18 protein-coding genes are annotated in these 17,309 nt (G+C 43.6%); 10 read left to right on the top strand and 8 right to left on the bottom strand.

Annotation, left to right across the window (positions count from 1 at the left end):
- Positions 1-24 precede the first annotated feature (24 nt).
- The 3 genes from RHM67_RS18345 to RHM67_RS18355 form a co-directional block, all read right to left on the bottom strand.
- Positions 25-1,353, bottom strand: a complete 1,329-nt coding sequence (locus RHM67_RS18345; protein WP_322228638.1) for an SUMF1/EgtB/PvdO family nonheme iron enzyme — start codon at positions 1,351-1,353, stop codon at positions 25-27.
- Positions 1,354-1,610: 257 nt separating this feature from the next.
- Entirely contained in the window at positions 1,611-2,375 is a 765-nt protein-coding gene (locus RHM67_RS18350) for a uroporphyrinogen-III synthase (RefSeq protein ID WP_322228639.1), read from the bottom strand.
- Positions 2,376-2,381: 6 nt separating this feature from the next.
- Positions 2,382-3,341 carry a DUF4271 domain-containing protein gene (locus RHM67_RS18355; protein WP_322228640.1) on the bottom strand — a complete coding sequence of 320 codons (960 nt, stop codon included), beginning with the start codon at positions 3,339-3,341 and terminating at the stop codon, positions 2,382-2,384.
- Between the two features lie 194 nt (positions 3,342-3,535).
- Here RHM67_RS18355 and RHM67_RS18360 point away from each other — a divergent pair, with 194 nt between their 5' ends.
- The 5 genes from RHM67_RS18360 (at position 3,536) to RHM67_RS18380 (ending at position 8,519) form a co-directional block, all read left to right on the top strand.
- On the top strand, positions 3,536-4,324 hold the full coding sequence (locus tag RHM67_RS18360) for a PhzF family phenazine biosynthesis protein (protein WP_322228642.1): 789 nt from the start codon (positions 3,536-3,538) through the stop codon (positions 4,322-4,324).
- A 63-nt stretch (positions 4,325-4,387) separates the two neighbouring features.
- Positions 4,388-5,509 (top strand): radical SAM family heme chaperone HemW, encoded by a 1,122-nt coding sequence (gene hemW / locus RHM67_RS18365; protein WP_322228643.1) that lies wholly within the window; start codon positions 4,388-4,390, stop codon positions 5,507-5,509.
- Positions 5,510-5,865: 356 nt separating this feature from the next.
- Entirely contained in the window at positions 5,866-6,414 is a 549-nt protein-coding gene (locus RHM67_RS18370; RefSeq protein ID WP_322228644.1) for a fasciclin domain-containing protein, read from the top strand.
- A gap of 179 nt (positions 6,415-6,593) precedes the next feature.
- The gene (locus RHM67_RS18375; RefSeq protein WP_322228645.1) at positions 6,594-7,472 is read left to right on the top strand and encodes a cupin-like domain-containing protein; all 879 of its coding nucleotides are present in this window, start codon (positions 6,594-6,596) and stop codon (positions 7,470-7,472) included.
- 165 nt (positions 7,473-7,637) lie between these two features.
- On the top strand, positions 7,638-8,519 hold the full coding sequence (locus tag RHM67_RS18380; RefSeq protein WP_322228646.1) for a cupin-like domain-containing protein: 882 nt from the start codon (positions 7,638-7,640) through the stop codon (positions 8,517-8,519).
- An 83-nt stretch (positions 8,520-8,602) separates the two neighbouring features.
- Here RHM67_RS18380 and RHM67_RS18385 read toward each other — a convergent pair whose 3' ends face one another.
- The 3 genes from RHM67_RS18385 to RHM67_RS18395 form a co-directional block, all read right to left on the bottom strand.
- On the bottom strand, positions 8,603-9,706 hold the full coding sequence (locus RHM67_RS18385) for an NADH:flavin oxidoreductase (RefSeq protein ID WP_322228647.1): 1,104 nt from the start codon (positions 9,704-9,706) through the stop codon (positions 8,603-8,605).
- Positions 9,707-9,726: 20 nt separating this feature from the next.
- Entirely contained in the window at positions 9,727-10,026 is a 300-nt protein-coding gene (locus tag RHM67_RS18390; protein WP_322228649.1) for a metalloregulator ArsR/SmtB family transcription factor, read from the bottom strand.
- Positions 10,027-10,333: 307 nt separating this feature from the next.
- Positions 10,334-10,936, bottom strand: coding sequence for an FMN-dependent NADH-azoreductase (locus RHM67_RS18395; protein ID WP_322228651.1), 603 nt, complete (start codon positions 10,934-10,936; stop codon positions 10,334-10,336).
- Positions 10,937-11,045: 109 nt separating this feature from the next.
- Here RHM67_RS18395 and RHM67_RS18400 point away from each other — a divergent pair, with 109 nt between their 5' ends.
- On the top strand, positions 11,046-11,423 hold the full coding sequence (locus tag RHM67_RS18400) for a helix-turn-helix domain-containing protein (RefSeq protein ID WP_322228652.1): 378 nt from the start codon (positions 11,046-11,048) through the stop codon (positions 11,421-11,423).
- A gap of 28 nt (positions 11,424-11,451) precedes the next feature.
- Here RHM67_RS18400 and RHM67_RS18405 read toward each other — a convergent pair whose 3' ends face one another.
- Both RHM67_RS18405 and RHM67_RS18410 read right to left on the bottom strand, forming a co-directional pair.
- Positions 11,452-11,619, bottom strand: coding sequence for a hypothetical protein (locus tag RHM67_RS18405; RefSeq protein ID WP_322228654.1), 168 nt, complete (start codon positions 11,617-11,619; stop codon positions 11,452-11,454).
- A gap of 5 nt (positions 11,620-11,624) precedes the next feature.
- The gene (locus RHM67_RS18410) at positions 11,625-12,047 is read right to left on the bottom strand and encodes a YybH family protein (protein WP_322228656.1); all 423 of its coding nucleotides are present in this window, start codon (positions 12,045-12,047) and stop codon (positions 11,625-11,627) included.
- Positions 12,048-12,301: 254 nt separating this feature from the next.
- Between RHM67_RS18410 and RHM67_RS18415 the strand changes: the two genes are divergently transcribed.
- The 4 genes from RHM67_RS18415 (at position 12,302) to RHM67_RS18430 (ending at position 17,293) form a co-directional block, all read left to right on the top strand.
- The gene (locus RHM67_RS18415) at positions 12,302-13,180 is read left to right on the top strand and encodes a carbohydrate kinase family protein (protein ID WP_252755945.1); all 879 of its coding nucleotides are present in this window, start codon (positions 12,302-12,304) and stop codon (positions 13,178-13,180) included.
- A 120-nt stretch (positions 13,181-13,300) separates the two neighbouring features.
- A complete protein-coding gene (locus tag RHM67_RS18420; RefSeq protein ID WP_322228657.1) occupies positions 13,301-14,401 on the top strand; it encodes a vWA domain-containing protein in 1,101 nt (366 codons plus the stop codon).
- A gap of 89 nt (positions 14,402-14,490) precedes the next feature.
- Positions 14,491-15,993, top strand: a complete 1,503-nt coding sequence (locus RHM67_RS18425) for a sigma 54-interacting transcriptional regulator (RefSeq protein WP_322228659.1) — start codon at positions 14,491-14,493, stop codon at positions 15,991-15,993.
- A 28-nt stretch (positions 15,994-16,021) separates the two neighbouring features.
- A complete protein-coding gene (locus RHM67_RS18430; RefSeq protein WP_322228661.1) occupies positions 16,022-17,293 on the top strand; it encodes a metallophosphoesterase in 1,272 nt (423 codons plus the stop codon).
- The last annotated feature ends 16 nt before the right edge of the window (positions 17,294-17,309 follow it).

Below are 17,309 nucleotides of genomic sequence, written 5' to 3' on the forward strand. Positions count from 1 at the left end.
TTGTATTATTTTAGTTTGATTTGTTTAGCGTTTGTCCTTGATATCGCGGCCAAGGAATGGTGTTACACAACGGAAACCGATGTATGATTTCGCGGTATCCTGGTACTCGAAAGTACGGGTAGAGTTTTGAAGAAAGTAACCGATATCCTTCCATGAGCCGCCGCGTACAACTTTACGTTTCAGTACTTCGGGGTCATTTCTTTTTGCTTCGTAATCGAATGTTGGCGATAAGTCATGCACGAATGTTGATGCAGATTCATCATATGCAGATGATGTCCACTCGGCAACGTTACCGGCCATATTGTACAAGCCATAATCGTTAGGGAAATATGATCTTACATTTACTGTGTATGCGCCACCATCATCGGTATAATTACCACGGCCGGGTTTAAAGTTGGCCATTAAACATCCTTTCGCATTTTTAATATACGGACCGCCCCAGGGGTAATCGGTACCTATACGGCCACCACGTGCGGCGTACTCAAATTCAGCATCGTTTGGTAATGCATAAGGTTGATTGTGCGGGATATGGCGTTTGTCTTTAGCACCATCGCTTAAACGTGTGCGCCATGCGGTAAATGCACGGGCCTGGCGCCAGGTAACACCTACAACAGGGTAGTTACGGTATGCCGGGTGAGAGAAGTAACCCTCAACCATTGGCTCGTTAGCAGCGTAAGAGAAATCGTTAAGCCAAACCAGTGTATCCGGATAAACCCCTACAGTATCACGTAAAATAAAATCCGAACGTTTTTTTGTTTTATCGTTACGATAGTTTGATGCATCGCGCAGTGTAAATAAAGCGTAGTTGTATTTTAATAACTTAACGTCAATTTCGTTACGGTCAAATACCCGGTCATCGCCCTGGTAGTATAATCCCTGTAGTTTTTGTTGGTTTGCTGATGCATTTTTACCACGTGTGCTAAACACCGGGTTATTCTCAACATATCCCCAGTTGATGTATTTCCTGCCGTTTGGATCCGCCGCAGCGCCTTTTTTAGGCTGGTAATAATACTTTGTGTCGTTTAGGTAGTTGGTGATGGCAATAGAATCGCGCACCCAAAATACAAACTGCTTATATTTTGTGTTGGAGATCTCCGTATCGTCCATAAAAAACGGAGGTACCGTTACCTGTTTTGTTTGAGCTGTTTGGGCAAAGGTTACATCCTGGTCTGTTTGGCCCATTAAAAATGTACCCCCTTTAATATAAACCATGTTTAAGGGGGTTGTTGCCCTGAAAGATCGTTGCCTTACCCCTATAACCTCGCCACTTGAAGCGCCGCCGCCGCCGCCTATGCCGCAGCCTGTTAATATAGTACCGGCCAAAACTATTATTAAAAAGTATACTTGTTTCATTTTGTATCCAAAATCAGTAATATCTATTAATCCTATTTAACAGAACGCACCCCCGAATATATCACTTTTACACTAACCAAACAGAAAAAAATGTTTTTATATATAACAGTTGCTATTATTAGTTATAATAAATCGCCTTCTATATTGGTAAAAAAGCAAAGAGTACGATAAAAATATTTCGTTATTGCATAAATATTTTCACCGTTATACGGGGTTTTTCTGAAGAATGTTGCAGTATTACAACTGTTAAAATTTATTTATTTGTTGGCTTGCTTAACATATTGGTCAATTGCCATGGTCATAGAAGGTGCAGCAGGTGTTGGCGCAGGGATATCCAGGATCAATCCGGCTTCTAAAACTGCTTTGTGGGTTGTGGCACCAAAAGCCGCTATACGGGTATTATTCTGCTGAAAATTGGGAAAGTTTTTATATAACGACTGGATGCTAGACGGGCTAAAGAATGCGATAACGTCATAAAACACCTCGGCAAGGTCGCTCAGGTCGCTACATACGGTGCGGAAAAGAACTGCAGGTGTAAAATCGTAACCGTTATCTAACAAGAATTTTTGGGTTTCCTCGGCAGCTACGTCAGAACAAGGACATAGGAATTTTTCGGCAGAGTGTTTTTTCAAAACCTCGGCCAGGTCGGCAGCGGTTTGTTTGCCAAAAAATATCTTCCGCTTACGGTATTGAATGTATTTTTGAAGATACAGGGCGATAGTTTCTGAAAGGCAGAAGTATTTCATTTCTACCGGTACCTCAAAACGCATCTCCTCGCAAATACGGAAGAAATGGTCTGCAGAGTTACGGCTGGTGAAGATCACTGCGGTAAAATCGGCCAGGTTAATTTTTTCCTTACGGAAATCCTTAGCAGGCACCCCCTCTACGTGAATAAACGACCTAAAGTCAATTTTTAAATTAAGCTTTTTGGCCAATTCAGCATAAGGATTTTTATCATTCTCAGGTTTTGGAAGCGTAACTAATATGCTTTTAACCTTTTTCTTTCTATCTTCCAATGCCATATGTATCTACCTAAATCCTATATTAAGTGCCTTGATCAATATCAATATGGGGCAAATTTCAAGGGCACAAAGATAGATAAATAAATAAAATTTATGAAATCGAAAATTTGAAATAATACTTACGCTGCTGCGCAGGTATTGCCATATAAATATCACTACTACAAACAGTAATGTTAACACCAGTAAAAAGGGGATGAACTTATCTGAGATGAGGCTGAAACATAGCGCTACAGGCAAAAAAACAAAGGTTATATTAAAATAGGTAAGTGATAGTGCCGATATATAATCGGTCACCAGCTTATTAATATCAAACACAAAACCTAAGAACTTTAATACCAGGAACTTACTGGCAAACAACGCGATGATAACTAAGGACAGCGTCGCAAAAAGCTGGAAACCGGCAATTGTATAATAAACTTTATAGTAACCTGTAGTTAATAAGTACAGGAACAAACCGCAGGTAAAACCAAATAGCAGGAACAAACCCACAAACGTCCAAAAGTTGATGGGGCTATCCTCCTTCCCTGCCTGGGCGCTGCTTTTACGGTTGTAAAACGACTGGAAAACATTGCTCATATCCTTACTGGAGAATATGTTCAATCCCGATGTAAATAGCAATAAAATGATGATAATGGCAATAACCCAAATATCGCGAGATGGACGCGTATGACCGTAACCCTGCTTTATCCGCGCTTTGGTGGAGAGGCTAAAGTAGTGGTCGCCTTTGTAGGCATTGGCCTTTAAGATACTATCCACAAACATATTAGGGCGATTAGGATCGGGGGCCTGAACGTATAGCATCGCCAGCGAGTCCGACTCGAATTTTTCGCGTACTGCTGTTGCCTGTGCTACCGAATCCAGGAAAGGCAGTGGCCCTTTAAACCTTGGCCGGGCGCGGATACTATCTATGGGTTTCTGTACAGAATCTGCCTGTGCATACGCGGCAGTGCATCCTGTAACAACCATAAATAAAAAGCAAATAAACCAGCGCATGTATATAAACCCTTGTAATAGGCGCAAATTTAGGCAAATAAAAGCGGTTAGGCTAAAGCATGCGTAATTTCATTTACTTACCAAAATTGCCTTAGGTGATGGTCGGTGTGTTTATATTTAGCGGCATTATAAAGTTCAGTCAAACAAGTAATTCTTAACTTCGGAACATGAAATTAGATCTGTTCCAGATTGACAGTTTTACAAGGGAAACCTTTAAAGGCAACCCGGCTTGTGTTGTGCCGTTAGATTTTTGGCTTAGCGACGATGTGTTAATGAATATCGCAAAAGAGAACGCCGTAGCCGAAACGGCATTTTTTATCATCGAAAAAGACCACGTACACCTAAAATGGTTTACCCCCGAAATTGAAATGGACCTATGTGGCCACGCCACTTTAGCTGCGGCACACGTACTTAAAACATGTTTGCATTACCCGGAGAAAGACATCCTGTTTAAAACCCTAAGCGGCGATCTGTTAGTGTCGGAGCGCGATGGCTTATATACCTTAGATTTCCCCTCCAGGAAACCTGTTTTAAGTGAGTTGCCCGAGATTATCAAGAAAGCATTAAATATACAACCTGCAATTGTGCTTAAATCGCGCGATTATGTGCTGATTTACAATAGCGAAAAAGAGGTAAGGGATATTCAGATTGACCGCCAGCTGTTTGACCAGATCAACCTTGATCCCGGTGGTGTGGTGGTTACGGCAAAAGGTGATGTATATGATTTTGTTTCAAGGTATTTCACCTCGCAATCGAGCATCTTAGAAGACCCGGTAACCGGCTCATCGCACTGCTCTTTAATACCCTATTGGGCAGAGCGGCTTCAAAAAAAAGAAATGAAGGCCATCCAGTTATCCGACCGGACGGGCGAACTATATTGCGTTGATAAAGGAGACCGGGTACTAATTTCAGGCTATGCCAAAACTTATGCTATCGGGGTGCTTTGGACCGAATAATAAAATCAATAATCCGGGCAATTCTATTAGATACTAATTTGGTTAAACGCTTACCTTTGCCCCATGGCAGGTATTTACATCCACATCCCTTTTTGCAAGCAAGCCTGCCATTACTGCGATTTCCATTTCAGCACATCACCTAAGTATAAGGATGAGATGGTGGCGGCCATCCTGAAAGAGATAACCCTGCAAAAAAACTATCTCACCAACGAAACTATCGAAACCATTTATTTTGGTGGCGGTACCCCGTCGGTACTTTCGGCAGACGAGATCATCCGCATTATTAATACCATTACAGAGCTACATACCGTTAGTGCCGATGCCGAGATAACGCTGGAGGCTAACCCGGACGACCTGGACCATCATAAAATAAACGCTTTCCGCCACACGCCGGTAAACCGTTTCAGTATAGGCATCCAGTCGTTTTTTGATGAGGACCTGCAATGGATGAACCGCGTGCATCGCGCCAGCGAAGCCGAAGCATCTGTAAAACGCGCGCAGGATGCAGGCTTTGAGAATATAACTGTCGACCTTATTTATGGCTATCCTTTACTCACAGATATTAAGTGGAAGCATAACCTCCAAAAAGTTTTTGAACTGGGCATCCCCCACGTATCCGCTTACAGCATGACGGTTGAACCGCAAACCGCGCTGGCAACCTTCATCAGCAAAAAAAAGCAGCAGCCCATGAGCGAGGCCCAAAGCGCCGAACAATTTAACATGATGCTGGAGGCTATGCAAACCAACGGTTTTGAGCAGTACGAGATCTCTAACTTTTGCAAGCAGGGCCATTACTCGCGCCATAACTCTAATTATTGGAAGGGTGTAAAATATCTGGGCATCGGCCCATCGGCACATTCCTTTAATGGCGATACCCGCCAATGGAATATTGCTAATAATACTAATTACATAAAAAGTTTAGCAGAAAACACTATCCCGGCCGAAATTGAGATCCTGACAGAAACCAACCGTTTGAACGAATACATCATGACCTCGCTCCGCACCAGCTGGGGCATGGACCTTGACAAACTTGACAGCATTGCATCCGGCGCTAAAAACGATGTTTTAAAAGCTGCCAGGCCATATTTTGATGATGGCAGCCTTACCCGAACGGGCAATATTTTAACCCTTACCCCCCACGGCAAGCTCTACGCAGATAATATTGCGGCGAATTTGTTTTTTTAACTTTTCATTACTTTCTCATTTATACTTTCACGGCGATCTTATTCTTTTATTTCATTACCGTCCCTTAAAAGGGACGGGATAGCAATTAATTTAAATGGCTTTAGCCAAATATTACTGTCCTGTTTCGGCTAGAGCCGGGCACGCTTACTTGTTATCCGTTGGCTAAAGCCAACGGCAATAATATTCTGTTTACCCTCTTTCCGCGCAGCGAAGGTCGGCGAGTTTGTTGCGATAGCTATTGGTATTGGGGTGAGTAAATATATTATAGCGAATGGTTGTTAGAAATATATTAACCAATTAAAAACCGCCTGCAATTTTACTGCGTATCTTCTTACAAATAAATTCACCCAAAAAACATGAAAAAATTAATCATCGCGGCCTTTGCTTTAGCAGCTATAGCAATAGCCCCAAAAGCAAATGCACAAACTAAAATGGTTGGTGGCGCAGCAATGTACCCAACAAAAAACATTGTAGAAAACGCAGTAAATTCTAAAGACCACACCACATTGGTTGCTGCTGTTAAAGCTGCAGGTTTAGTAGAAACTTTATCATCTGCAGGCCCGTTCACCGTGTTTGCACCAACTAACGAAGCTTTTAACAAATTGCCAAAAGGCACTGTTGAAACTTTGGTAAAACCAGAGAACAAAGCAACACTTACCAAAATTTTAACTTATCACGTTGTAGCAGGTAAAGTTAGCGCTAAAGACCTAATTGCTAAAATCAAAGCGGGCAAAGGTACTGCCGAATTAACTACCGTTAGCGGTGGCGTACTAAAAGCGAAAATGGCCCACAAAAAAATATACATTGTTGACGAAAAAGGTGGCAAAAGCTGGGTAACCATTGCTGATGTTAACCAAAGCAACGGTGTTATCCACGTAGTGAATGCTGTGTTGATGCCGAAATAAAAGTGGCAGTAGCGGCTGCACTTAATACTGCCACTGCAACTACTTAATACTACCTATCAAGCCCGGTTGCAAAAGCGCCGGGCTTATTTTTTTGTCAAAAAACATCACAAATGGCGTTTCAAATGTTATGCCTATGTTAAATAATTAATTTTGTATCGTTTTTTAGTATAGCATAGCATATGAGCTTGTCCCTTACCCCTATAGACAGCGTTGATAATATCAGCAAAGAAGATTTTATCAATAATTATTTAAAGCCACGCAAGCCGCTGGTTATCCGCAAGGCTACCCAAAACTGGCCTGCCCTGCAAAAGTGGACCTTTGATTATTTAAAGGAAACTGTTGGCAACCAAATGGTGCCGCTTTACGACAGCTCGAAAGCCGATCCGTCTAAACCCATCAACGCGTCTGCTGCCGAAATGAAGTTTGGCGATTACATCGACCTGATCCAAAAAGAGCCTACCGATCTGCGCATCTTTTTATTTGACCCCATAAAGCACGCGCCGGGTTTGCTGGATGATTACCGCTCCCCTACCAACTTGATGGGTGGTTTTTTAGATAAATACCCTAACATGTTTTTTGGCGGGAAAGGCTCCGTTACATTTTTACATTACGATATAGACCTGGCGCACATCTTCCATACGCACTTTAATGGCCGCAAGCACGTGATATTGTTTGATAATAAATGGAGCGAGCGACTGTATAAGATTCCCTTTGCTACTTATGCATTGGAGAATTATGATATTGAGCATCCCGATTTTAAAAAGTTCCCGGCGCTGGATGGCATAGAAGGGCATAAAACTATTTTAGAACACGGAGACACTCTATTTATGCCCACCGGTTTTTGGCATTGGATGAAGTACCTGGATGGGTCGTTCTCTATTTCGTTACGTGCATGGGATAGTTCCTGGGTTATCAAGGCAAAAAGCCTTTACAACCTTACTATACAGCGCAAGTTTGATGATATCATGAAAAAGAATTTCAGGATAGGGTATATGGACTGGAAAGAAAGGCTGGCCGTTAAACGTGCAGATAAAGCTTTGGCTGCGGGTAAACCGTAAAACAGTTTTCGTAGAGACGCGATACTTCGCGTCATTTTGCGTTTATAAATGCCCATAACATATTCTTAATATCTCTATCTGCTTTTTATTTTGTTATTTTGATAACTTTCGGGCAATAGTTACGTCCTAAAAGTAACTATTTGTAAAATCCGATACGTTAGCGATATGAGCTTTATACTGCACCCGATTGATACTGTTGAGAACATAAGCCCCGAAGATTTCAAGAAAAACTACCTTGACCCACGCCGCCCGCTGGTTATTAAAGGCCTGACCAAAAGCTGGCCCGCCCGCGATAAATGGACGCCCGAATACCTAAAAGAGGTAGTAGGCAAAAAGGTGGTGCCGTTGTACGATAACTCTAAGGCCGACCCGTCCAAGCCCATCAACTCATCGGCGGCAGAAATGCCTTTTGATGATTATATCGACCTGATCAAATCGCAGCCAACAGAACTACGTATCTTCTTCTTTAATATATTTAAACAAGCGCCGCAACTGCTGGATGATATCGTTTTCCCTAAAGATCTGATGGGTGGCTTTATCGAAAGCATGCCATCTATGTTTTTTGGCGGTTCAAACTCGGTTACGTTTTTACATTACGACATCGATCTTCCGCACATTTTCCATACCCATTTTGGTGGGCGCAAGCACGTAATATTGTTCGAGAATAAATGGAAACGCCGCTTATATTGTATCCCTAATGCTACTTATGCTTTAGAGGATTATGATGTACAAAACCCCGACATTAAAAAATTCCCTGCCCTTGAAGGAGTAGAAGGCACAGAGGTGTTCATGGAACATGGCGACACCCTGTTTATGCCCACCGGCTACTGGCACTGGATGAAGTATATCGATGGCTCGTACTCGCTTAGCCTGCGCGCATGGGACGCTTCCATCACCCGCAAAGCTGCCAGTATTTATAACCTGGCAATAAAAGGCGGTGTGGATAGCCTGCTGAAAATGGCCTTTAAAGAAAAATACGCTAAATACCGCGAACACATCGCCATTAAATGGGCCGAGCAGGAACTGGCTGCCGGCAAACCATATTAAGGGAGATTTGATTACATATTAATAAAAGAGAAGTCCAGGCTACGTATATAAACCGGAACTTCTCTTTTTTCTCTTCAAGCTAATTACATTACCAGTTCGCCAAGGGCTTCTTTGGTGAAACCTTTAAGCTCACCGGTGCGACCTTCGCGGATCTTTTGAGTCCAGAATGGGTCTGCCAATAAAGGCCTGCCCACTCCAACCAGGTCAAAATCGCCACGGTCAAACCTTCTTAATAATTCATCAAGCGAGCTTGGTTGTGAACTTTCACCTGCAAAAGCGGCCAAAAATTCGCCCGTTAAACCTACCGAACCAACGGTTATGGTGGTTTTACCACTTACCTTTTTGGCCCAGCCGGCAAAGTTTAGGTCGCTGCCTTCAAATTCGGGTTCCCAAAAACGGCGTTGCGAGCAATGGAAAATATCTATACCGGCATCGGCCAATGGGTTTATCCAGGCTTCCATTTCCTGCGGAGTTTTAGCCAGTTTGGTATCGTATGCGGATGGTTTAAACTGTGACAGACGGATGATCACAGCAAAATCTTCACCCACGCGTTTGCGTACTTCCTTAATAACCTCAATGGCAAAACGGCTGCGCTCGGCAAGGGTTTTACCACCGTAAATATCAGTACGCTGGTTGGTAGCGTCCCAAAAGAACTGGTCTATCAAATAATCGTGAGCGCCGTGGATCTCTACGGTATCAAAACCTAAAGCTTTGGCATCTGCCGCTGCCTGGCCATAAGCCGCGATGGTATCGGCAATATCTTTCTCGGTCATGGTTTTACCGTTACTGTTGCCCGGCCTGTTTAAACCCGACGGGCCTTCGAACGGTTCTGATGGAACCCAGCCTGAAGCGTGGTTATCCATAATACCCATGTGCCATATTTGCGGGCCCATAGCGCCACTTTCGGCGTGCACGCCATCGATCACATTTTTCCATCCGGCCAAAGCATCGGCACCATAAAAATGCGGAATGTTGGCATCGTTTGATGATGCTACGCGGTTGATAACCGTACCTTCCGACAAGATCAAACCCACCTCGCCTTCGGCACGTTTACGGTAATAAGCGGCAACATCCGCCGTTGGTACACCGTTTGGCGAAAATGAGCGCGTCATAGGCGCCATAACGATGCGGTTTTTGATGTTTAATGATTTCAGGCTGAACGGCCTGAATAAGCTATCTGTGTTCATAATATATATATTCTTGTTGATTAAATTTCTGATTGAATAAGCCGGCTTAAAGCGGCAAACGTTTCTTCGTTACGCTTATAGTAGGTCCACTGCCCGGCACGGGTAGCCGTTACCAAACCGGCACGCTGCAGGCTGGTTAAATATTCGGACACGGTAGATTGGGTAAGCCCGGATTTTTGGTGGATTTGCCCCACGCAAACGCCGTTTTCAAAACCATTTTCCTTTTGCTCGGGGAAATGCAATTCGGGGTCTTTTAGCCAGTTGAGTATCTGTAGCCTGGTCTTATTAGAGAGTGCCTTAAAAATTTCTACCTGATCCATGCCACAAAGATATATCGGCTTTTCCCGATATACCAATTAATATGTAGGATATGACAGTGGGTTGATAATAGAAAAGTCAGCTATCCATTCAGGCTGTGGTCATATTATCACCTCACCAACCAACTCAATACTTCTTCATAATCTTCACCAGCATATAGGCTATGATGCGATGCCCAGCCTGATGGGTGCAGGCCATTGTAGGTAATGTTCATGGGTTCTACAATGTAAGGGTATTCATCTGTTTTTGCCTGTTCGAGCGTCCACGCTGTTTATTAGGTGTGGACGCTTTAACAGACTGCATTTGTCATTAGTCAATTACTATGCTATCAATCGCTTTTTGCATAGCGTGTTCCTTTACGCCCGGCACTTTTAATCCTTCTCCACGGAACACCTTAAGATCTGTCATCCCCAAAAAGCCAAGAAAGGCTTTCAGATAAGGGGCAACAAAATCATTCGCTTTGCCCGGCCCTTCACTGTAAACACCGCCCGACGACATGGCCACATAAACTTTTTTGCCGGTTACCATCCCAACCGGGCCGTTTTCGCCATAGCCAAAAGTTATCCCGGGGCGGGTAATATGATCTATCCAGGCCTTTAATGCCGAGTGAATGGTAAAGTTGATCAGCGGCGCACCAATCACGATAATGTCTGCAGCAAACAATTGCCTGATCAATTCATCAGAAAGATGCGTGAGCCCCTTTTTATCTGCCGGGAGTTGGTCGCCTGGCGTGAACATCGCTATAAGGACATTGGGCGTAAGATGCGGTATCTCACTATCCACAACATCTAATTCTTCTACTTTGCTTCCCGGATATTTATCCTGAATTTTCCCGACGATGGCGTTACCTAGTTGAAGGCTGTATGATGTTTTACCTTGGATGCTCGATTTTAAATGAAGGATGTGTTTCATAATTTTACTTGCTTATTTCAATGCAAAACTATGGTTACCAACTCTTAAAAAGTCAGTAGTTACCTAAAGGAAAGCGGTTACATGGAGGTAAGTGGTTATCTTTGCAGCTATGAAAGTGATTAAAAATGAGGCCCTTCCAAATAAAGCAGAATGCGCGGGATCGCTCAGGAATATCCTTGATGCCTTGTATGTACTTAACGGAAAATGGAAGCTTGCTTTGATCCTTTCGCTGGTGCAGTCATCAAAACGTTTTAACCAAATTCAGACTGAGGTATCCGGTATATCCCCCAGGGTATTGGCTAAAGAATTGAAAGATCTGGAGCTGAATGACTTTATTGCACGCAAAGTTTACCCCACCACCCCGGTAACTATTATTTATGAAGCAACGGAATACAGCCGTACTTTAAAAAACGTAATAGGCGAACTAGGCGCCTGGGGCGAACAGCACCGCGAAAAGATTAAGCAAAGCATGCGCAAACAATCTTAGCACAGGAAGACAGCAAGCAACTGTAAGATCAATACTTCTTCATGATCTTTACGAGCATATCGGCTATAATGCGGTGCCCTTTGTCTGATGGGTGCAGGCCGTCGTAAGTCATGTTCATGGCTTCTATTGGGTATGGGTAATCATCGGTAGCAGTATTGTAAGATATGATATTAAGCGGTGATTTAATATTCGTCATATTCCCTAACTCGTATGGTCGCAAACTATTTTCCACTCACCGTTTATCTTTCTAAACCATAAGGTAAAGTATCCGCCGGGTGCGTCCTTTTCGCGGGCGAGGCTCCAGGCGCCCATCACAAAGGCGTCGGCTTTGCTGAGGAGTTGTACCTTATCTATCCTGAAGGTAAGCTTGCCCATAGCGGCTTTATCGGGATAACCTTTCTTGTAACCATCCAGCGTTTGCTGCCAGCCATAAGTTGGGCCACGCTTCCCTATGAACATCAGCGAATCCGATTTCCAATAACCTTGCATAAAGCCATCCAGGTCGCCGTTGCTCCAGGCAATTTGCTGGTTGTGCATCAGTTTGATAATGGCTTCCCTGTCTTGTGCCTTAATAACAAAGCAGGTGATAAGCAGCAGGAAACAGGATAAGATAAGCTTTTTCATAGGGATAAATATAATTGTTTTGAACCATGATTTACTTGATTAATTGATGACATGATTTATCTAATAACAACATAATTGGAATCAAGCTGATCCAGAAATCCTTCAATCATGGTTCAGAAACTGAAATCTAAACCTAAGGGTATTCAACCCCATTGTTAAACAATTGTTAACAAATGATACAAGCTATTATTACAAATTTAACATGGTTTACCATAAATCCTTTTTAGCTTTGCGGCCTTACTGTTCCACTATATATGAAAAACAGGGTACTGTGTTTTGGTGAAGTTTTATGGGATGCCTTTGGCGATGAAAAAAAAGCCGGCGGCGCGCCAATGAATGTTGCAAGGCACCTGGTGCAGCAGCATGTGGATGTTAAGTTTGCCAGTCGCGTTGGCAGCGATGCTTCGGGCGATGAACTGGTAACATTCCTTAAAGGCAATGGCCTGTACTCGCCTATGATCCAAAGGGATAATACCCTGCCAACCTGCGAGGTTACCGTGAAGCTCGACGATAAAAACCAAGCCACCTATATTATACCCGAGCCTGTTTCATGGGACAATATCCAGCTGGATAACAACCTTAAAGAGGGCGGAAAAGGTGCTTCTATCATTGTTTTCGGCAGCCTTGCCTGCCGCGAAAAAATCACGCACTATACCCTGCTTAACCTGCTGGACGAAACCGACGCTATTAAAATATTCGACGTAAACCTGCGCCATCCGCATTATACACTGGCAACTATAGAGACCCTTGCCGCCCGTGCCAGCGTTATAAAAATGAACGAAGAAGAGGCCGACCTGCTTATTGGCGGCGGCAGTGGCGATTTAAAAGGCAAAATAAAAGAGTTCCAGAAAAAGTACCACACCAAAACCATTTGCGTAACCCGTGGCGAGAACGGCGCCATCATCTGGCACGATCACGAGTTTTTTGAACACCCCGGTTTTACGGTTGATGTTGTTGATACTGTTGGTGCCGGCGATGCCTTCCTGGCTACTTTTATCGCAGGTATAATTGACAATAAACCCTTCCCTAAAATATTACTGAATGCCTGCGCTATTGGTGCATACGTTACTAGCCAGCGCGGTGCAAACCCGGTTTATGTACAGGACGAGATTGTGAGGATCAAAAAAAGTTAAACCGTTAAGCGTTTCGGCCCCCTATTGTCATGCTTAGTTAACAATTGCGCTAAATTGGCGCGGGTTCAAACTTTTCAATCAAATAATTCGTTACTTTATACTCATACGAAAGGGTAACATATGCGTGGTTTTGGATTTTCACAGTTTAAACCAAACCAGATCCCCAAAGGCGGATTTGAAGAATTACTAAAACTATTCCTGGAATTATTGAACTATACCGCCGGTGATGCCGGGGAGGCTTTGGCGTGGCTAAATGAGTTGGATAAGCAATACAACATCACCAATGACGAGTATGGCATGGGCGATTTTATTGACGAGCTAAAGCAAAAAGGTTACCTGAACGAGGATAACCAAAGTGGCGATTTTAGCATCACGGCCAAAACGGAACAAAGCATCCGTACTTCGGCTTTAGAAGAGATCTTTGGGAAACTAAAAAAATCGGGCAAGGGCAACCACCGTTCGCCGCAAAGCGGGCAGGGCGATGAAAAAAATGCCGAACGCCGCGAGTTTGAGTTTGGCGACAGCCTGGACCAGATAGACATGACGCAATCCATCCAGAACGCGCAGGTTAACCACGGTATAGGCGGCGATTTTATGATGACCGAGCGCGATTTGGAAGTGGAGGAAATGGATTATAAAACCCTCACCTCTACTGTGCTGATGATAGATATATCGCACTCCATGATCCTTTATGGTGAGGATAGGATAACCCCTGCCAAAAAAGTAGCGATGGCCTTGGCCGAACTGATCCGCACCAAGTACCCTAAGGATACTTTGGATATAGTGGTGTTTGGTAATGATGCATGGCCTATTAAGTTACAGGATCTGCCTTATTTGCAAGTCGGGCCGTACCATACTAACACTTATGCGGGGCTTGAACTGGCTACCGATCTGCTTCGTCGCCGTAAAACGCACAACAAGCAAATTTTTATGATAACCGATGGTAAACCAACCTGTTTAAAGGAAGGCACCAAGTATTATAAAAACAGCATCGGGCTGGATAGAAAAGTGGTGAACAAAACGCTGAACATGGCTGCGCAGTGTAAGAGGCTTAAAATACCTATCACTACATTTATGATAGCAAAAGACCCCTACCTGCAGCAGTTTGTACGCCAGTTTACAGAAACCAATGGCGGCAAGGCGTTCTACAGTTCGTTAAACAATCTTGGCGAATACATTTTTGAGGATTACGCCAAGAACAGAAGGAAAAACGTAAGATAATTTGACGATTTGAAAATTGGTTAATTTGAAAATTATCCATATTCATACATCTTCAAATTCTCAAATCATCAAATTTTCAAATTTATAACATGAGCAAACAATTAGATATAAAAACCCTTGGCGAACTTAAGAAAAGCGGTTACAAAAGCCGTTCTGTTAAGGATGAGTTAAGGGCTAACTTAATTAAACAATTACAGCAAAAAGAAGGTGGGTTTGAAGGTATCATCGGTTTTGAGGATACCGTTATTCCCGATCTGCAGACTGCTATCTTATCTCGCCATAACATTTTATTGTTAGGCTTACGCGGACAGGCAAAAACCCGTATCGCGCGTTTGCTGGTAAACCTTTTAGATGAATATGTACCTTACATCGAAGGATCAGAATTATTTGATGACCCGTTGGCACCCATCAGCTGGTTTGGGCACAGCACGGTAGAAAGCAAGGGCGATGATACACCAATCGGCTGGATTCACCGCAGCGAACGTTACACCGAAAAACTGGCTACGCCCGATGTCACCGTTGCCGACTTAATTGGTGATGTTGACCCGATAAAGGCAGCTACTATGAAGCTAACTTACTCCGATGAGCGTGTTATCCACTTCGGTTTGATCCCGCGTGCACACCGAGGCATCTTTGTGATAAACGAATTGCCCGATCTGCAGGCACGTATCCAGGTATCATTATTTAACATTTTACAAGAGCGCGATATCCAGATCCGTGGATTTAAACTGCGTTTGCCTTTGGATATCCAGTTTGTATTTACCGCCAACCCGGAAGATTATACCAACCGTGGTTCGATAGTTACGCCACTTAAAGACCGTATAGAAAGTCAGATTTTGACCCACTACCCGCGCACGGTAGAGATCTCTCGTAAAATCACCCAGCAGGAAGCGTTGTTAACTGATGAGCAGCGCAGCACTATTGAGGCTGATGGTTTGGTGAAGGATATGGTAGAGCAAATTGCGTTTGAGGCGCGTAACTCCGAATATATCGACAAAAAATCTGGCGTATCTGCCCGTTTAACCATATCATCATACGAAAACCTGATCAGCAACGCCGAGCGCCGTATGATCATCAATGGCGAGAAAAGTACGTTCGTCAGAATCTCCGATTTCCTGGGTGTTATCCCGGCCATAACCGGTAAAATTGAACTGGTTTACGAAGGCGAACTGGAAGGCCCAGGTAAAGTGGCTAACATCCTGATAGGTAAAGCCATCAAAACATTGCTGCTACAATTCTTCCCCGATCCGGAGAAAACCAAGAAAGCCAAAACGCCGAACCCGTATGCTGAGATCATCAATTGGTTTAGCGATGGTAATACGCTATCGTTGGTGGATGATTTATCGTTAGTGGATTACAAAAAAGGCCTGAACGCTGTACCGGGGTTGAAAGATGTTGTTAAAAAATTCCATCCAAAACTAAGCGAGAATCAAACACTACTATTAATGGAGTTCATATTGCACGGGTTGGCCGAGTTTTCGCAGCTGAATAAAGGATTTTTAGATAATGGGTTTGCTTTTTCGGATATGTTTAACAGCTTGTTTAACTTAGAGCCGGACGAAGATGACCTTGACCGCGACGACCGCTACTAATCTTTTTATTCATCAGTTTTAATATGTAATGCAGGGAAACACCCTATACTTTGTAATTGTACCGCTTGTACTTATCATCATAGACTACTACATTTTACGGGGCATCCAAACCGCTTTTATTAAACGGCAGTTTACCCGTAAAAAGTGGTTTTTAAGCCTGTATTGGTTTGGTTCGCTATTCCTGATCACTATTTTGCTGCTGAGTATTTACAGCAAAATGTCTGTTGGGGCACGCGGTGCGTTCCTGTTCCTGTTCTTTATTACGTTTCTTTTCAAGATCTTTTACGTACTGTTCATCGCGGTTGATGATTTGCGCAGGTTTATCATCTACCTCATCCATAAAAACAAAACCGCGCCCGATCCTGAAAAGGATAACGGCTTTAAATCTATCCCGAGGTCGGAGTTTTTGATGAAGGCGGGGATACTCGCCGGTGCTGTTCCGCTGTATCTGATCAAACACAACATGTCTAAAGGGTTGTATGATTACCATGTGATCAATGTAGAACTTTATCTGCCCAACCTGCCAAAAGCATTTGATGGCATGCGCATTGGGCAAATTTCCGACATCCACTCGGGCAGTTTCCATAGCGTGCATAACATGCAGGGCGGCGTGCAAATGCTGCTTAACCAAAAAACAGATGTTATATTTTTTACCGGCGATTTGGTTAACGGCCAAACATCAGAAGTGAACCGTGTTATTGATGTATTTAAAAAAGTGAAAGCCCCATTAGGTGTTTACGCTATATTGGGCAACCACGATTATGGCGATTATCTCAACTGGCCTACCCCGGCCGCGAAAGCTAAAAACCTGCAGGACATGCACCAGGCACATAAAACTTTGGGCTGGGACCTGTTGACCGATGAACATCGCCGTCTAAAAATTGATGGCCAGGAACTGGGCATTTTAGGCATAGGTAACTGGGGCGAAATGAGCCGCTTCCCTAAATATGGCAATATGGAAGAGGCCATAAAAGGCACGGATGACCTGCCGGTAAAACTCCTGCTCTCGCATGATCCATCGCACTGGCGCGCCGAGGTAATCCCTAAATATCCGCAGATTGATGTAATGTTTAGCGGCCATACCCATGGGATGCAGTTTGGTGTCCGCACACCGGATTTCCAATGGAGCCCAATCGAATACGTATACTCGGAATGGGCGGGAATGTATCGCGAAAAGCACCAGCAAATTTACGTGAACGTAGGCTACGGCTTTTTAGGCTACCCGGGCAGGATAGGTATGTTACCCGAAATTACGGTGTTTACCCTTAAAGCTGGTGAAGACCCTGTCTTAAAAGCTTAAGACCTATTTTTTGTTC

It is taken from the genome of Mucilaginibacter sp. 5C4 (genome assembly GCF_034345625.1).
Taxonomy (GTDB): Bacteria; Bacteroidota; Bacteroidia; order Sphingobacteriales; family Sphingobacteriaceae; genus Mucilaginibacter; species Mucilaginibacter aurantiaciroseus.

What these genes read in the sequence shown, in the direction of transcription:
- RHM67_RS18405 (WP_322228654.1), bottom strand. Translation starts at nt 11,619, where the DNA reads ATGACGAATATTAAATCACCGCTTAATATCATATCTTACAATACTGCT.
- RHM67_RS18400 (WP_322228652.1), top strand. Translation starts at nt 11,046, where the DNA reads ATGAAAGTGATTAAAAATGAGGCCCTTCCAAATAAAGCAGAATGCGCG.
- RHM67_RS18385 (WP_322228647.1), bottom strand. Translation starts at nt 9,706, where the DNA reads ATGAACACAGATAGCTTATTCAGGCCGTTCAGCCTGAAATCATTAAAC.
- hemW (WP_322228643.1), top strand. Translation starts at nt 4,388, where the DNA reads ATGGCAGGTATTTACATCCACATCCCTTTTTGCAAGCAAGCCTGCCAT.
- RHM67_RS18410 (WP_322228656.1), bottom strand. Translation starts at nt 12,047, where the DNA reads ATGAAAAAGCTTATCTTATCCTGTTTCCTGCTGCTTATCACCTGCTTT.
- RHM67_RS18345 (WP_322228638.1), bottom strand. Translation starts at nt 1,353, where the DNA reads ATGAAACAAGTATACTTTTTAATAATAGTTTTGGCCGGTACTATATTA.
- RHM67_RS18370 (WP_322228644.1), top strand. Translation starts at nt 5,866, where the DNA reads ATGAAAAAATTAATCATCGCGGCCTTTGCTTTAGCAGCTATAGCAATA.
- RHM67_RS18430 (WP_322228661.1), top strand. Translation starts at nt 16,022, where the DNA reads ATGCAGGGAAACACCCTATACTTTGTAATTGTACCGCTTGTACTTATC.
- RHM67_RS18360 (WP_322228642.1), top strand. Translation starts at nt 3,536, where the DNA reads ATGAAATTAGATCTGTTCCAGATTGACAGTTTTACAAGGGAAACCTTT.
- RHM67_RS18415 (WP_252755945.1), top strand. Translation starts at nt 12,302, where the DNA reads ATGAAAAACAGGGTACTGTGTTTTGGTGAAGTTTTATGGGATGCCTTT.
- RHM67_RS18390 (WP_322228649.1), bottom strand. Translation starts at nt 10,026, where the DNA reads ATGGATCAGGTAGAAATTTTTAAGGCACTCTCTAATAAGACCAGGCTA.
- RHM67_RS18355 (WP_322228640.1), bottom strand. Translation starts at nt 3,341, where the DNA reads ATGGTTGTTACAGGATGCACTGCCGCGTATGCACAGGCAGATTCTGTA.
- RHM67_RS18420 (WP_322228657.1), top strand. Translation starts at nt 13,301, where the DNA reads ATGCGTGGTTTTGGATTTTCACAGTTTAAACCAAACCAGATCCCCAAA.
- RHM67_RS18375 (WP_322228645.1), top strand. Translation starts at nt 6,594, where the DNA reads ATGAGCTTGTCCCTTACCCCTATAGACAGCGTTGATAATATCAGCAAA.
- RHM67_RS18425 (WP_322228659.1), top strand. Translation starts at nt 14,491, where the DNA reads ATGAGCAAACAATTAGATATAAAAACCCTTGGCGAACTTAAGAAAAGC.
- RHM67_RS18395 (WP_322228651.1), bottom strand. Translation starts at nt 10,936, where the DNA reads ATGAAACACATCCTTCATTTAAAATCGAGCATCCAAGGTAAAACATCA.
- RHM67_RS18380 (WP_322228646.1), top strand. Translation starts at nt 7,638, where the DNA reads ATGAGCTTTATACTGCACCCGATTGATACTGTTGAGAACATAAGCCCC.
- RHM67_RS18350 (WP_322228639.1), bottom strand. Translation starts at nt 2,375, where the DNA reads ATGGCATTGGAAGATAGAAAGAAAAAGGTTAAAAGCATATTAGTTACG.